The 14688-nt window shown below is 49.7% G+C and carries 14 protein-coding genes; 5 read left to right on the top strand and 9 right to left on the bottom strand.

Annotation, left to right across the window (positions count from 1 at the left end):
- Window positions 1–22: 22 nt before the first annotated feature.
- The 5 genes from IEY24_RS29045 to IEY24_RS29065 are packed head-to-tail and all read right to left on the bottom strand — an operon-like array spanning window position 23 to window position 4519.
- A complete protein-coding gene (locus tag IEY24_RS29045) occupies window positions 23–733 on the bottom strand; it encodes an ABC transporter ATP-binding protein (RefSeq protein ID WP_188938777.1) in 711 nt (236 codons plus the stop codon).
- Window positions 734–770: 37 nt separating this feature from the next.
- Window positions 771–1226, bottom strand: coding sequence for a hypothetical protein (locus tag IEY24_RS29050; protein WP_188938778.1), 456 nt, complete (start codon window positions 1224–1226; stop codon window positions 771–773).
- A gap of 40 nt (window positions 1227–1266) precedes the next feature.
- Window positions 1267–3927 (bottom strand): tetratricopeptide repeat protein, encoded by a 2661-nt coding sequence (locus IEY24_RS29055; RefSeq protein WP_188938779.1) that lies wholly within the window; start codon window positions 3925–3927, stop codon window positions 1267–1269.
- Window positions 3928–3953: 26 nt separating this feature from the next.
- The gene (locus IEY24_RS33165; protein WP_188938780.1) at window positions 3954–4286 is read right to left on the bottom strand and encodes a DUF5615 family PIN-like protein; all 333 of its coding nucleotides are present in this window, start codon (window positions 4284–4286) and stop codon (window positions 3954–3956) included.
- Complete coding sequence (locus IEY24_RS29065; protein WP_229223323.1) at window positions 4286–4519, bottom strand: DUF433 domain-containing protein; 234 nt, start codon at window positions 4517–4519, stop codon at window positions 4286–4288. The genes IEY24_RS33165 and IEY24_RS29065 overlap by 1 nt, the downstream gene beginning before the upstream one ends.
- 266 nt (window positions 4520–4785) lie before the next feature.
- On the opposite strand from IEY24_RS29065, the gene atpD reads away from it, so the two are divergent.
- From atpD to IEY24_RS29080, 3 genes are all read left to right on the top strand, one after another.
- Window positions 4786–6300 carry a F0F1 ATP synthase subunit beta gene (gene atpD / locus IEY24_RS29070; RefSeq protein ID WP_188938782.1) on the top strand — a complete coding sequence of 505 codons (1515 nt, stop codon included), beginning with the start codon at window positions 4786–4788 and terminating at the stop codon, window positions 6298–6300.
- Between the two features lie 17 nt (window positions 6301–6317).
- On the top strand, window positions 6318–6560 hold the full coding sequence (atpC, locus tag IEY24_RS29075; protein ID WP_090387034.1) for an ATP synthase F1 subunit epsilon: 243 nt from the start codon (window positions 6318–6320) through the stop codon (window positions 6558–6560).
- 312 nt (window positions 6561–6872) lie between these two features.
- Complete coding sequence (locus IEY24_RS29080) at window positions 6873–7274, top strand: type II toxin-antitoxin system VapC family toxin (RefSeq protein WP_188938783.1); 402 nt, start codon at window positions 6873–6875, stop codon at window positions 7272–7274.
- Here the strand turns inward: IEY24_RS29080 and IEY24_RS29085 are convergent.
- From IEY24_RS29085 to IEY24_RS29100, 4 genes are all read right to left on the bottom strand, one after another.
- A complete protein-coding gene (locus IEY24_RS29085; protein WP_188938784.1) occupies window positions 7271–7978 on the bottom strand; it encodes a pirin family protein in 708 nt (235 codons plus the stop codon). The genes IEY24_RS29080 and IEY24_RS29085 overlap by 4 nt on opposite strands.
- On the bottom strand, window positions 7978–8694 hold the full coding sequence (locus IEY24_RS29090) for a dioxygenase family protein (RefSeq protein WP_188938785.1): 717 nt from the start codon (window positions 8692–8694) through the stop codon (window positions 7978–7980). The genes IEY24_RS29085 and IEY24_RS29090 overlap by 1 nt, the downstream gene beginning before the upstream one ends.
- A 127-nt stretch (window positions 8695–8821) precedes the next feature.
- Window positions 8822–9511, bottom strand: a complete 690-nt coding sequence (locus tag IEY24_RS29095; RefSeq protein ID WP_188938786.1) for a LytR/AlgR family response regulator transcription factor — start codon at window positions 9509–9511, stop codon at window positions 8822–8824.
- Window positions 9508–10617, bottom strand: coding sequence for a sensor histidine kinase (locus IEY24_RS29100; RefSeq protein ID WP_188938787.1), 1110 nt, complete (start codon window positions 10615–10617; stop codon window positions 9508–9510). Before IEY24_RS29100 ends, IEY24_RS29095 begins: the two co-directional genes overlap by 4 nt.
- Window positions 10618–10724: 107 nt before the next feature.
- Between IEY24_RS29100 and IEY24_RS29105 the strand changes: the two genes are divergently transcribed.
- Both IEY24_RS29105 and IEY24_RS29110 read left to right on the top strand, forming a co-directional pair.
- Window positions 10725–12059: an APC family permease gene (locus IEY24_RS29105; protein ID WP_188938788.1), complete on the top strand. Its 1335-nt coding sequence runs from the start codon at window positions 10725–10727 to the stop codon at window positions 12057–12059.
- Between the two features lie 59 nt (window positions 12060–12118).
- Complete coding sequence (locus IEY24_RS29110) at window positions 12119–14554, top strand: TonB-dependent receptor plug domain-containing protein (RefSeq protein ID WP_188938789.1); 2436 nt, start codon at window positions 12119–12121, stop codon at window positions 14552–14554.
- Window positions 14555–14688: the final 134 nt, after the last annotated feature.

Here is a 14688-nt window from a genome sequence, read left to right on the forward strand (position 1 = left end):
TTCTGTAAACTTCTTTGGGACTTCAAACCAACGCGCTCACTTTCGTAGGGTTCGGATTGATGGTATCCGACTCGACGAGCCCGTCGCGCAGGCGAACGACGCGGTGCGCGTAGTGCGCGATGTCCTCTTCGTGCGTTACCATCACGATCGTATTTCCTTTGCTGTAAAGCTGGTCGAAAAGGTCCATGATCTCGTAGGAAGTTTTGCTGTCGAGGTTACCGGTAGGCTCATCCGCGAGCAGGATACTCGGATCGTTGACGAGCGCGCGGGCAATGGCAACACGCTGGCGCTGACCACCCGAGAGTTCATTCGGCTTGTGTCCCGCACGGTTTTCAAGGCCAACGTTTTTCAGGGACAGCATTGCTTTTTCCGTTCTGTCGGCTTTGCTCAATCCCGCATAAATGAGCGGCAAAGCCACATTATCGAGCGACGACATCCTGGGAAGCAGGTTAAAGGTCTGAAACACGAACCCAATTTCCTTGTTCCGGATCTCGGCCAGTTCGTTTTCAGTCATGTCGCTCACGTCCTTGTTGTTGAGGATATATTTTCCGGTTGTAGGCGTATCGAGGCAGCCGATAATGTTCATCAACGTCGACTTACCCGAGCCCGAAGGCCCCATAAACGCCACATATTCACCCTTATTAACCGAAATTGTAACGGATTTCAGCGCCTGGATGACCTCGCTACCCATGATGTAACGTTTCGCTATTTCGCTGGTTTCTATGATTTTCATGAAGACGATTTTTCAGTTGGAATATAGCAGTTATGAGTCAGGATGCAGCCGAAATTTTATGAAAGAAAGATTGCACAAAGAAAGAAGCCAGGATTACCGGCGGCGGGATGTTGTCGTTGCTTACGTTTCCCTCCCTCTTCCAGAACCCGGCAGACTCAAAACGTGCTTCGGATTCGCCATTTGCTACGACCCATTTCCCGCGCAGCCACGATTCTAACCGCCATTCGTAACGCATTCCCTCAAAGGTGATTGACGCCTTGCTTCCGAACAAGTTGTAATCGATGCCGCCCAATACCCGCTGTCCTTCGATGTCCAGTATTTCGGTGTGAGATTGGAAAAACCCTTTGGACCTGAATGTGAGCATATGGCCATCGAGTTCGCCGCGGCCGTCGTATTTCCAAAGGGTCGTTTTCAGTATCCCGGCTATGACCTTGCCCCGGAAAATCCGGCATTCCGTTTCAGTGAAATTGGATTTCCAGGACAAAGCTGTCATTGGTGAAGTGTAATTTTGAGATGGCTAAAATATTAAATCATCAAAACTCCGCTCTTTGTTTTTCGATAAGTGCCCGCATCGGCTGATAGCGCGCCAAAAATCGCTGATAACCGGCGGGCAGTGCATATTGCTCAACCTTTTGCTGGCCTTCCGCCGCCTGTCCGAGCAAGCCCTGGTCAAGGCTCAGGAGGGCATATTGCTCCCAAAGTTCCGGGGCATATTCATTATATCGCAATGCATTCAGTACCAACTGATATGCTTGTTTCACCTGCTTTTTGCTCCTGTAAAACTCCGACGCCGCCGAAACAATGCGCGCATCGAAAGGGTTGGCCCGCACAGCTTTCCGAATATTTTGCTCAGAAGGCGATTTGGCAACAACCGCAAAAAGAGAATCCGCTACCGATTTAGGCTTAACACCCGAGAACAGGCTCTGCTTCAATTGCTCCACCGCCGCATTTTGTTCCGTATCCTGCATCTTATCCAGTAATATCACGGCGACCTCCTTTTTCCCCGACAACGCATTAGCCACCGCCATCCCGATTGTTCCCTCAACACCTTCCACGCCCGAAAGCGCTTCAATTGCCTGGTCATACAACCCGAGTTGCAGCAGCCAGTGTCCTAGTATTTTATGGTACAAATCACTCTTTTCTCCCTCCTCTTCCGCCCAGCCAGAGAGCGTTTCCAGTGCTTTCAGCTTACTCCCGCTGTAAAATTCGGAGTACAATGCAGCAAGCGACAGATCCTGCGACAGTACCGGATTCTTCGCGGCCAGTTTAGGCAGCAATGCGGCCGGTAGAGAATCAAATGCAGCCTGGTTTTGGGCATAATTAAGTAAATATGCCAGCGAAGAAACACTTAAAAGCGAATCGTTTGGAACAGACCTCTTATTAAAACCCTCTTGATGAAACTGTTGCCTCATATTCTGCACTGCCAGCCAGTTGGCCTGCCAGGAAAGGTAATCGTACTTGTCCGTGCTTGTTGCGAGTGAATCGAGCAAGCCGGAACCGGTATTTTTTGCAAGGATTGCCAGCAGGTTGGTGGCCGGTATTTCGGGCCGTGCCGCATGGGTTTCGGCCAGGTCCAGGTAATAGTAGGCCGAATCCGCTACATTGGTTTGGGAATAGAGCATTCCGAGGTTATTCAACAGTTCGCCATTGGCCGGGAAACGGCGGAGGCCTTCCTGTAAGCTGTATACGGCGTCAAAAAACAGGTTTTCCTGAACAAGAATCCCACTCAGGCCCGCGTAGGCCTCCGGCGAGGGATTTTTCAACAATGCCTGCCTGAAATAGTAAGCGGCTGCATTGCGATCGCCCTGTTTCAATGCGATGGAAGCCAGCGCGTAATTGGATTTATGGTTTTGAAATTCCTGCTGCAATGCTAGCTTGTAATACTGTTCGGCCAGCGTATACTCCTCCGTGGTGGAATGCAAATCGCCCAATCCATTGAAATAACCCGCAATTGCCTGATTAACGGGAAGAAGTCTTTGTATTGAAAACAATACTACTACCCCTGCGAAACCGAAAAGCCGTGTCTGCGTCAGTCCGAAGCGGAGTGGTTTGTACAAAACTTTATAAACGGCCAGTCTCTGCTGAAAAACCTCGTAAAAATTGACCAATACATAAAACAGGAAGAGCACGCCCATTGCCAGTTGGCCCTGAACGGTTGCATCTTCCAACGTTTCAAGCACCGGGTCGTTTGCCATACCGGCCATTAAGCCGGCAAAAGATGAGGCGACAATAAATAGTCCTATATAAAGCCAGAAACCTGTGCTTCGAAACGGTATCACGCCCCGGGTAGAATCCGCCCGTCTTCTGAACCCCCAGATCCCTAGTATGCCCGACGCCAATGCGAGGTAGAATGGATTGATCAAAGTAACGTTCCAATCTATCTGGCGGGTATTTTGGAGGTATATCAATAATAAAAGAACCAAATAGAGCACACTGATGACGATAAACTGCACCAGTCCGGATCGCCCTTTTCCTGCTTGTCCGCTCGTACTGAGCCAGACGAGCCCTGCCATGATTTCGGTAGCGGAAACGAGCAGGAAAAGCATCGTCGCTACGAGCCACAGCGGAAACGAGTACACTGCGGCTGTCAAGGCCGGGACCGGCGATGCCGAACCGAATGCAACCAACGCAGCCAAGGTGATCGATACGCCCGCGATCCCGGCGATGCGCGTGCTAATGCCCAAATCGGGCCGGAATGCGTGAAAATAGTACGAAACCCCTCCGTATAAGATGGTGGCTATGAGAAACAAAAGCCGGTTTTCCGTTCCAAAAACACCCAGTGTTTCCAATCGGGCGAATGCCAGGAACATAATGAAAACGATCGTTCCGGCCAGGTACCAGAACCGCGACATGGTCGTCAGCGCGGCCAGCACGAGCGAAAGGCCGGTCAGCGCGCCGATCCAGAACAGATAGACCGTCACCGCATTAACCTCCATCACCGACGACATAAAACGCTCGGTTACCAGATGCGTCGGCGTCGAAATACCATATCGCCATTGCCCGAGTTGCAGCACATCTACTACGGCCGTCGTTTCCGACAATTCGCTCACCACATTCCACCGCACCACATTCCCCAGCGGATCCATGCATTGCCAAACCAGGAAAGTAAGCCCTAAAAGCAGCACCAGGAAAGCAGCAACAGCCATCCGCCGTTCGGATGGAGACCATACCTTCCAGAAAAGTAAATCGTTCATATTGTATTATTTAAACCGGCAATCAGTTAAAGACCGGTTATCTCCACCAAATCGTTCGTTTCAAGCAAAGCCGGGGCCGATGCCAAATTTGCCTCAAAATCTCTTTTCAATCTATTTTTGGATGTATTGCAACAAGTAAGCCAAGTGACTTTCGGTGAACTGCCAAAGCGGTTTAATAATGAAACGAAGTCGTCGTCCTTAGTTATTAAATTAGCATTTTTTGTTCTGGAAAAAACAAATATCTCCTCATCTCCGGCGTGACGGAGGTTCAGAAATTGGGCCGAAAAACATGGGATTTCGAAAGTTTCAGTAATCCAGACAGCTAGTGTCGGAGGCAGTTGGGCGTCCAGTATGATCATCAGGCCGCTTGCAGGACGGGGTGGTTAAGCTTCGCAGCTGCGTAGAGAAGACATACGGTAATATCTTCCGGTTCCAGGTCAGGTAACTCTTCTGTCACAATCTGTTCGGGAGTAAGCCCGGCTGCCAGCAACTCAATAACATCGGTCACGCGGATACGCATGTTCCTCCTACAAGGCTTACCGCCACATTGTTTCGGATTGAAAGTAATACGTTCCAGAAGTTGCGTGTTCATCTGCATTTTGCGGTGTCCAAATCAAATTTAGGCGATTTTAATAACTATCTCAAACCTTGAAGCGGTTGGGAACATGCTCCAAAAAGTTCCCGCTCCACCCCTCTCAAACCCACTTTCCGGAAATATTAAACACAGTTTTCGGGAAAAACGGGTGATTTTCTAAAAAATATCCAAATTTTCGCTTTGTCTGCTATTGGTACTGACCAAATTATCTCCTACTTTTGCGGTCTGAAAAAAACCTCATCCGAGATAATCAAAATTATATAATGGCAAACGCAGCAAACGTAGGAAAAATTACGCAGGTAATTGGCCCGGTTGTAGACGTATCATTTGAGGACAGCGGACTTATCCCTGCGATCCTTGATGCGTTGGAAGTCATCAAACCAAATGGTCAGAAAGTAGTTCTCGAGTGCCAGCAGCACCTTGGTGAAGACCGTATCCGTACTATCGCGATGGATAGTACAGAAGGTATGCAACGTGGCATGCAGGTTAAGCCTCTTGGCGCACCTATTAAAATGCCAATCGGCGAAGGTATCAAAGGACGTCTCTTCAACGTAATCGGTGAAGCGATCGACGGTCTTAAACCCCTTGATACTTCAAATGGTATTTCCATTCACCGCTCAGCTCCGAAATTCGAAGAACTGGCAACCGCTACCGAGGTACTTTTCACAGGTATTAAGGTAATCGACCTTCTTGCTCCTTACGTAAAGGGTGGTAAGATCGGTTTGTTCGGTGGTGCGGGTGTAGGTAAAACCGTATTGATCCAGGAGCTGATCAACAACATCGCGAAAGCTTATGCCGGTCTTTCGGTATTCGCCGGTGTGGGTGAGCGTACACGTGAAGGTAATGACCTGATGCGTGAGATGATCGAAGCGGGTATCATCAAATACGGCGAGGAATTCAAGCACAGCATGGAAGAAGGCGGCTGGGATATCTCCAAAGTTGATTACAATACACTGAAAGATTCGCAGGCGACATTCGTGTTCGGCCAGATGAACGAGCCTCCTGGCGCACGTGCACGTGTAGCTTTGTCAGGTCTTACAATGGCTGAGTATTTCCGTGATGGAGATGGCGAAGGTCAGGGCCGCGATATTCTTTTCTTTATCGATAACATTTTCCGTTTCACCCAGGCAGGTTCTGAGGTATCCGCTCTTTTGGGACGTATGCCATCGGCGGTAGGTTACCAGCCTACGCTTGCTACTGAAATGGGCCAGATGCAGGAACGTATCACATCCACAAAACGTGGTTCAATCACTTCCGTACAGGCGGTTTACGTACCTGCGGATGACTTGACTGACCCGGCTCCGGCAACCACATTTGCCCACTTGGATGCTACGACCGTATTGAGCCGTAAAGTATCTGAGAAAGGTATCTACCCTGCGGTGGATCCGCTTGACTCCGCTTCACGTATCCTGAATGCCGAAACACTCGGTGCAGCCCACTACGACTGCGCGCAACGTGTGAAAAACATTCTTCAGCGTTACAAAGAGTTGCAGGATATCATCGCGATCCTTGGTATGGAAGAACTTTCCGAAGAGGACAAACTGGTTGTATCACGTGCACGCCGCGTAGAGCGCTTCCTTTCACAGCCATTCTTCGTTGCTGAGCAGTTCACAGGTTTGAAAGGAACTTTGGTTGATATCAACGATACTATCAAAGGCTTCAACCTGATCATGGACGGTGCGTACGATCACCTTCCTGAAATGGCTTTCAACCTCGTTGGAACCATCGAAGACGCTCAGGCCAAGGGAGAAAAAATGCTGGCGGAAGCAAGCAGATAAGGATAAACTTTCGAATCATGCATTTAGAAATCATTACCCCAGATAAAAAGGTGTTTGCCGGCGAGGCAACTGCCGTTACATTACCGGGTACCGAAGGGCAGTTTCAGGTTCTGAACCGTCACGCGCCGTTGGTCAGCACGCTGGGCAAAGGTGATGTGGTAGTCGATACCGGCGCTGCAAAGCAAAACTTCGTCATCGACGGTGGTGTTGTGGAAGTGCTGAATAACAAAGTATTGGTTCTCGCTGAGGCAGTTCTTTAAGGAATATACATTTAATGCGAAAGCGCGGGTGCTGTGAAAACGGCATCCGCGCTTTTTTGTTTATAAATTCCCCTTGATAATCGAGCCTGGTTGTTCACTCATCGGATAATTTTCTTCAATTTTTTCTGCCTATCTTTAATATATTGACCAAACACAACCGAATCATGAAATTTGTGTTAAAAGAAGGGCAAATGCTAGAAGACGTTTTCCCAATTGCCGCCCGATCCAAAGTTTTTCCGACTGTTGGATCAACTTCAAAAAGCAAAAAACTCGACGCTCGAAAATTTTTGGGAGTAATCAAACTAACCGACAATGCTCTGGAAATCCAGAGAGGTATGCGTAATGAGTGGAACGAAGATCCTTATTGACACTAACATTGCCATCAACCTTTTTAAGGGAGATAATCACCTGGCTCTCCTTTTTCAGGATACGGAAGCATACATTTCCTTTATAGTGGAATTGGAATTACTTGGATATCAAGAAATAACCATTGAAGAAGAATCCTTTGTTGAAACTTTCCTGGACGAATGTACAATCATTGATATTAATTCGGGAATCAAGGAAATTACGACTTACATTCGCCGTCAATACAACTTAAAGCTTCCCGACGCCATTATCGCTGCTACTTCCATTTTCCTGGGAGTTCCACTGTTGTCCGCGAACGATTATTTCGAAAGGGTCAAAGAATTGATTTTTATACTCTATCAATCCTAAACTCCAACATCGATAACAAGAATAATCGCCCCGTTCGACAACGCCTCAAACTCAATCTCCTCCGCATTGCCCAATGCCAGCCCGTCCCGCCGTTCGAGGAGCCGGTTTTGCACTTCAAACGCGCCTTCGATCACGAAAATGAACGCGTTGTGCCTCGGGTTCCCGCTGGTAAAAACACCTTCCACCCGGCCGTCGTACTGGCCGATAAACAAATGGGCGGAGCTTCCATTGTAGCCTCGGACCGAGTGAAGGACATTCGTCTCACGTAAATCAAACTGAGCGGTGATGCCTGACAATGACATCGGGGTGCTTAAAAACTGGCCGTCATTGATCCTGGCCTGCAAATAGTTGATCGCCTCGTCGGGATATGGATTGGTAATGGTATAATGCTTATCCTCTGCCGCAGGCAGGAACAGCGCTTCGCCGGAATTAACGAATGTCGGCTCCCTACCTTTTTCCCCGACTTCAATAGCTCCGACAATCGGCAGCAGAATGACCTGGCAAAACCGCTCCACCTTCAACTCGTGACTGCATTCCGGCATCAGCATCTCGTCGTTCAGGACTTCCAGCGTGCCGAATGCCTCTCGGGCGACGGCTCGGTATTCTTCAAAATTGAAAGTCCTGAAACTCTGGAAGCCGTTCGCTTGAAACCGCCCGCGAAGGCTTTCCAGGTATATTTGAGCATCGGTTGTTGGTAACATCATCAAGCACTCACCACAATCGCATGCGTCAGCACATATCCGGCGGAAACACTGCCGGTGACAGTCGACATTTCGGTGCTTACACCGTCGCCAAATACATTATCCCTCGCATTCGTCGTATCCGCCTGCCCGTGGCTCGCGTATACGCCTTGCGCGAACACAACCTTGCTGATCTCTTCCGGAAATGCGATTTGCGTCACCAATAACGATTTCCCGCTCGCATTATATACGTGTACGTGAATGTGAACCGCGCGGCCCGAGTACCAGCCCGGGTAAATGCTGGTGAAAGTCACGAGGCCATCGGAATCGGTCGTTTGGCGGCCGCGAAGGAAGTGTACGCTGGTGTAATTAGTCGACTGCATGCCAGTCCCGCCATATTCCGAGTAGTTTCCGGCGGCGTCACAATGCCAGATATCCACCAATGCACCTTCGAGCCCTTCGCAGCTACTATTCTTGTTCTGGATGGTGATTTTAACCGTCAACTTTGTCCCCGAGCGATCTGAGGTAATGTCGTTGGTAACCAGGCTGGTCGGCGTTTTGGTCGGGAACGGCCCTTCCGTTTCGGTGACGGTCAGCGTGCAGGTTCCCGAAGTGGTACCCGTTGTGTCGGTTGAGGTTTCTACGGGGTCGACGGTATCGTTCGAGCAGCTGATCACCGGAATGATAGCGGCGAAGCCCAATGCTGAAAATCCTCTTTTCAAAAATTCTTTGCGTTCCATAATTGCAGCAGTTCTGTGAGTTTAAATACATTATCGTATTCAGTTCACGCTTTGTTGCGGAACAGGTGCAATGTGTCGGTCAACGGCCCGATTTTACCGGTGAATCGGCCGATTGGCTAAAATCGGCTCACCGATTTTTCCACTTTTCAATAAAATCGATATAGCTGTCGCTTACAGGTAATTCAATGCCGGAAAATAGCTTAACTCTTTTATTTTGAATAGATTTTACTTGCAGATTAGGCACAATATAGCTCCGGTGTATTCTGCTGAACCCGCTTTCAGGCAAATTTCCGAGAATCCCCTTCAATGACATGAGCGTCGTGACCGGGTGCCGCGAACTCAGCAAATGGATTTTGATATAATCCTCCATTCCTTCGATGTAAGCGATATCGTTCAATGCAATTCTGATCGCCTTATATTCCGAACGGACCACAATAGACTCATCGCCTTGCCTCGATTTCCCAAGCTCGAAACGCTCGGCCGCCTTCTGGACTGCCTTTTCAAAACGTTCAATGGTAATAGGTTTCAAAAGGTAGTCCACTGCTTCCAGTTCAAAACCTTCATAGGCGAACTTCTTGTAGGCCGTCGTAAAAATGACCATTGGCCGTATTTCCAGCCTCGCAACCAGTTCCAGGCCCGACAAATCGGGCATATTGATATCGATAAAAAGCAGATCGACCGGATTGGTTTTCAAAAATCGCCCGCCTTCGATCGCATCGTCGAACGTTCCGACGAGTTCAAGCACCGGAAACGCGACCAAGTATTTTTCGATAATGCTCAACGCAAGCGGCTCGTCGTCAATGACCACGCATTTCATCGTCCCGAAAGTTTTAGGTTCACTGTAAAAACCTCCTCTGCATTACGGATATCAAGGTCATACGATCCGCTATAGAGCAAATCCAGTCGTTTTTGGGTATTTAAAATCCCCACGCCGGTGCGCTCCACATCCTCTCTCCGCTCAATAATACGGTTTTGACAAAAAAACTGAATATGGCTTCCTGTCACCTCCACTGCAATGCGTATGACCGATTCGCGGTGATTGCTAACGCCGTATTTAAATGCATTCTCCACGAACGTCATCAGGATCAACGGCGCGATTTTGACGCCGTCGGGCTGGCCCTGCACGTTGAAATCCAGTTTTGTTTTGGCATTCAACCGCAATTTTTGCAGTTCTACATAGTTTTCAAGACAAGCCAGCTCGTCTTCCAGCGGAACGTAATGCTCGGTTGCCTCTTCCGTAATGTAGCGCATCATTTGCGACAGTTTGAGAATGCTCGGCGCCGTGTGCGCACTGCTGCTGACGGCCAGCGCATATATATTATTGAGTGTATTAAACAGAAAATGCGGGTTGATCTGCGCTTTGAAAAACGACAGCTCGGCATGCGCTTTCTCTGCCTCGGAAAGGATCGCTCTACGCTCGGATTGCCGCCATTCACGCGAAATGCGTATTGCCATCGCCACCGCCCAGGCGACGATAAACAGCGTGAGACTTACAAAGTCGACGGCTCTGCCCCGCTCGGGCATCGGACGCGGTTCTTCACCAGGAGGCAGGCCCGGCGGCGGACCATTCCGAAATCCGCCACGAGGCATTTCCGGCCTTGCCTCCCTGCCCTGCTCCTGCCGGAACTTCCTGAAAATGAGTTTTTCAAATGGTTGCGAAACGTAAATCAGAATCAATAAACCCACAAAAACTGCTGCATAGGCTGCATAATGCTGCTTCAAGTACAATTTTGGCGTAAGTACCAGCAAATTGCCATAAAACAATACAGCGTATACGAGAAAAAATGACCAGAACCAGCCCGATTTGAGTACCAGCATCGGGAAATTCGCATCGGGCTCCCGAGAGACGATCGTCAGGGGCAGGCTCATGAACAGTACCCACCCCAGCAAGTGAATGATCCAAAGGTTCTTAGCCCGAAACATAGCGGTTACGACGGAATTTGGTGGCCACGCTGGTATTTGCTGACGAAGATAGGAGTTACATTCAGAAAAAGTTTCCTATTTTCGAAAAGCACATTTTCACTCCACCCATGCAGCAACCTCGTACCCGAAACGAACTTTTCAAGATCCTGGGCGTCGGGTTTGGCGTCGCGGTGACCGTCGGCGGCACCATCGGGACCGGCATTCTGCGGAAACCCGGACCCATAGCCGCGCAACTTGGCGATCCGGCCCTGATTATGGCTTTGTGGGTCGGGGTGAGCCTCTACGCGTTTCTCGGGACCCTGTGCACGATTGAGCTCGGCACCTCTGTCCCTCGTGCGGGCGCATGGTACGTGTATGCACAGCGTGCGTTCGGGAATTACGCCGGTTTTGTCGTGGGGATCAATAGCTGGCTGGGCACCTGCTCGGCGCTCGGCTTCGGCGTGTACACCATGAGCGAATACCTGGCGTTGCTTATCCCCTCACTGGCCGGAAACGAGCCTTATGTGGCCGCCGCGATCCTGCTCTCGCTCACGGTCATTCACTGGATCGGACTCGCCTTGGCGAGTAGTTTTCAGAATATCATGAGCTTGCTGAAAGGCATCGGTCTTTTTGCATTTGTCGCGGTTTGTTATATCTATGGCAATGAGGTGACTCTGGAAGAAGCGCAGGTTACTACCAGCCAAATCATCAAAACCGGCTCATGGATAGCGCCGGTGATTTTCTCTTTGCAAGCGATATTTTACACCTACGATGGCTGGCATACCGCCGCCTATTTTTCCGAAGAAGACCGCGACCCTTCCAAAAACCTGCCCAAATCGATGATCGGCGGCGTTTTGGTCATCATCGCTATTTACTTGCTTTGTAACCTGGCGATTCTTCACGTCCTGCCGATGAACGACCTCGCGCAATCCAAACTGGCCGCCGCTGATGCGATTACATTGATTTTTGGCGAAGGTTCCGGCAAAATCGTGACCCTGTTTCTCATGATATCGATTCTCGGTATCGTCAACGCGCAGCTATTATTCAATCCGCGCGTGCTTTACTCGATGAGCCGCGACGGGTTATTTTTGAAATCCGGCGTGACAGTCAACCAGGGCGGCACGCCGGCGGTGGCGATGCTGGTCACTTCCGCCGTAGCTATCACATTGATCCTTATCGGAAAAGATGCCACGGAAAAACTGTCGGACATTGCAACATTCTTTTTCGTATTAGGTTATACCTCCGGATTTGCTTCCTTACTGGCACTGCGGAAGAAAGAACCGAACTTACCCCGTCCCTGGAAGGTGCCGGCCTACCCTTTCCTGCCCGTTCTAATGCTAATTTTATCCATCGCTTTCCTGGCAGGTGCGATTGTCCAGGACTTACCGAGCAGCCAGTATGCATTGCTGTTCCTTGTGATAAGCTACCCTGTCTATTTACTGGTTCGCAAGCTTAATCAGTAGAATCATTTAGCAAGTTTATTTTAGGTAAATTGCATATATAACAAATCTCCTTGACAATTATGCCGTGGAAGAAAAACTTCATCAACTATGCCCTGCTCGCCGCCATTACACTACTTATTACAGCATTTCAATGGTCGGAAGACGATTTTATCCAATTCATTTCCAACAAATTAAATAAATACCGCAGCACATTACCAGTCGAAAAAGCTTACCTGCATCTCGACAAACCCTACTACGTGACGGGCGACACGCTATGGTTTAAAGCATACCTTACCGAAGGATCGCTGCACTTGGCCGACAGCGCCAGCAACCTCCTTTACGTCGATCTGATCGAGCAGCGTTCGGGCAGGAATGCCGCTCTAAAACGCGTACAATTGAACGGGGGAACCGGTCATGGGGAGTTCGTGCTCACCGATTCGCTCGCCCCGGGCGCATACACCATCCGCGCGTACACCAACTGGATGCGCAACGCTTCCGAAGATTTCTTCTTCCAAAAAAATGTGTATGTATTTAATTATGAAGAGAATACTGCTACCAGCACCACGATGGGTAAGATCGACCTGCAATTTTTCCCAGAGGGCGGGCAACTGGTTGCCGATATCAACACGCGCGTGGCGTTCAAAGCCGTGAACGAGGCCGGTCTGGCGCAGGAGGTAACCGGCTTTGTGCTGGCACAGGGCGGTGATACCGTAGCCTCATTCAGGAGTGAACACCTGGGTATGGGGCGGTTTCAATTTGCACCGAAAACAGGTGAGACCTATCGCGCATTTGTAAAGGAAAGTGACGGAAAAGTGACGCCATTTCCATTTCCAAAAGTACACGACACCGGATTTACCATGGTGGTCGACAATCTTTCAAATCCATTTAAAATGAGGGTGATAGCCTATGCTAAGGTGCCCGGAAAAACTGAAATGCCCGTTCATGTCGTAGGCCATGCCCGGGGCATCGTGGCATTTGTGGCGAAGGGAAAAATAGGTAGCCGGGGACTGATGATGCAGCTGCCGACCACCGAATTGCCCGACGGCATTATCCATCTTACGCTTTTCGACGAATCAGGCAAACCTGTTTGCGAGCGGCTGGTGTTTATCAATCATTCAAGAAGCCTGCGGGTGGATATTAAGCCTTCCAAACCCGAATACAAACCACGCGAGAAAGTCGATTTGGAAGTGACCGTTACCGACTCGTCGGGCAAGCCGGTGGAAGCTAATCTCTCACTGTCGATTACCGATGCGGGCCAGATATTGCAACAGCCTTACGAGCAGAATATTGCTTCATATTTACTATTATCTTCTGATTTAAAAGGCATTATAGAACAACCCGCCTACTATTTTGACCCTGAGAAAACCGAACGCAAAATTCATCTCGATTACGTGATGATGACCCACGGCTGGACCCGTTTCAAATGGGAAGATGTGCTCCGCGACACCATTCCACCGGCAAAACGATATGTCGAGCAAGGCATTACGCTCGAAGGCGACGTAAAACGGAACAATAAAAAGTTAACCGAAAAAACGGCCATGTCGCTCTTCCTCAGCAACGACAGCCTTAGCAACTTCATGACCTCAGAAACGGATGAATATGGCCATTTTACCGTCTACAACTTGGCTTTCAGTGATTCTCTGCAACTCCGCATTCAGGGTATGAACAAAAAGGGAAACCAGAGTTTGTCGTTCACGCTTAATCCATTCGACGCGCCGCGTGCTTCGGTTGTCAAAATTCCTTTCAAACCTGTAACCGTCGATGGGCAACGGCTGGCCGATTTCCTCAAAAATGCCGCCCAAGACCAGGACATTTCCAGAAAAATTCGCGAAAGCCGCGAGCGGCTTCTGCGGGAAGTCACCATCAAAGCCAAAAAGGAAGTACCCCGCGACTCGCGTAAACTTTATAATTCGGCAGATGCGACCCTGAAAGTGACGCCTCAGATGGCTTCCGGCTATATGAGCATACTCGACATGCTCCAAGGGCGCGTCGCGGGCGTGTCGGTAATGGGATCGGGGATGAATGCGGTCGTATCGATACGGGGCAACAGAGGCGAGCCGCTTTTCGTATTGGATGGCATGCCGGTGGATAAAGCGCTGATCACTTCTCTGAACGTTTTCGATGTGGAGTCGATCGACGTGCTGAAAGGGGCGTCTGCGGCGATATACGGCAGCAGGGGGGGAAATGGCGTCATAGCCGTACTTACCAAGCGCGGGAATGAGAATTACGACTATTCGCAGGACATTGTACCGGGCGTATTGGTAACCAAAATCGCCGGTTTTCATACCCCGCGGGAGTTTTACTCGCCACAATACGGCCCAACGGGCCCAATTAACCCGAACCCCGATTTCCGCTCCACGGTTTTCTGGGCACCTATGCTCAAAACCGGTAGCGACGGCAAGGTCCGCGTAAGCTATTATCACTCCGATGCCGCAAGCCCGGCCGATATCCGCGCGGAGGTCCTCAGCCCGACCGGCCTGCCAGGTTTTGGAAAATCGGCTTACTCGGTGCGGTAAGCGATGCGATAGCCCGGTATCCTGGCATAAGATTATATATATTTCCACGTTAGTATACTTATTTGCCAAGACTTTTGGGCAGAGCATACTGACAAAATTTGGTAACTTTGTTATTTACACAGAAATAGCCGGTC

The organism is Dyadobacter endophyticus, assembly GCF_014641595.1.
In the GTDB taxonomy this organism is placed as follows: Bacteria; Bacteroidota; Bacteroidia; order Cytophagales; family Spirosomataceae; genus Dyadobacter; species Dyadobacter endophyticus.

What these genes read in the sequence shown, in the direction of transcription:
- IEY24_RS29045 (WP_188938777.1), bottom strand. Translation starts at nt 733, where the DNA reads ATGAAAATCATAGAAACCAGCGAAATAGCGAAACGTTACATCATGGGT.
- IEY24_RS29050 (WP_188938778.1), bottom strand. Translation starts at nt 1,226, where the DNA reads ATGACAGCTTTGTCCTGGAAATCCAATTTCACTGAAACGGAATGCCGG.
- IEY24_RS29055 (WP_188938779.1), bottom strand. Translation starts at nt 3,927, where the DNA reads ATGAACGATTTACTTTTCTGGAAGGTATGGTCTCCATCCGAACGGCGG.
- IEY24_RS33165 (WP_188938780.1), bottom strand. Translation starts at nt 4,286, where the DNA reads ATGATCATACTGGACGCCCAACTGCCTCCGACACTAGCTGTCTGGATT.
- IEY24_RS29065 (WP_229223323.1), bottom strand. Translation starts at nt 4,519, where the DNA reads ATGAACACGCAACTTCTGGAACGTATTACTTTCAATCCGAAACAATGT.
- atpD (WP_188938782.1), top strand. Translation starts at nt 4,786, where the DNA reads ATGGCAAACGCAGCAAACGTAGGAAAAATTACGCAGGTAATTGGCCCG.
- atpC (WP_090387034.1), top strand. Translation starts at nt 6,318, where the DNA reads ATGCATTTAGAAATCATTACCCCAGATAAAAAGGTGTTTGCCGGCGAG.
- IEY24_RS29080 (WP_188938783.1), top strand. Translation starts at nt 6,873, where the DNA reads ATGCTCTGGAAATCCAGAGAGGTATGCGTAATGAGTGGAACGAAGATC.
- IEY24_RS29085 (WP_188938784.1), bottom strand. Translation starts at nt 7,978, where the DNA reads ATGATGTTACCAACAACCGATGCTCAAATATACCTGGAAAGCCTTCGC.
- IEY24_RS29090 (WP_188938785.1), bottom strand. Translation starts at nt 8,694, where the DNA reads ATGGAACGCAAAGAATTTTTGAAAAGAGGATTTTCAGCATTGGGCTTC.
- IEY24_RS29095 (WP_188938786.1), bottom strand. Translation starts at nt 9,511, where the DNA reads ATGAAATGCGTGGTCATTGACGACGAGCCGCTTGCGTTGAGCATTATC.
- IEY24_RS29100 (WP_188938787.1), bottom strand. Translation starts at nt 10,617, where the DNA reads ATGTTTCGGGCTAAGAACCTTTGGATCATTCACTTGCTGGGGTGGGTA.
- IEY24_RS29105 (WP_188938788.1), top strand. Translation starts at nt 10,725, where the DNA reads ATGCAGCAACCTCGTACCCGAAACGAACTTTTCAAGATCCTGGGCGTC.
- IEY24_RS29110 (WP_188938789.1), top strand. Translation starts at nt 12,119, where the DNA reads ATGCCGTGGAAGAAAAACTTCATCAACTATGCCCTGCTCGCCGCCATT.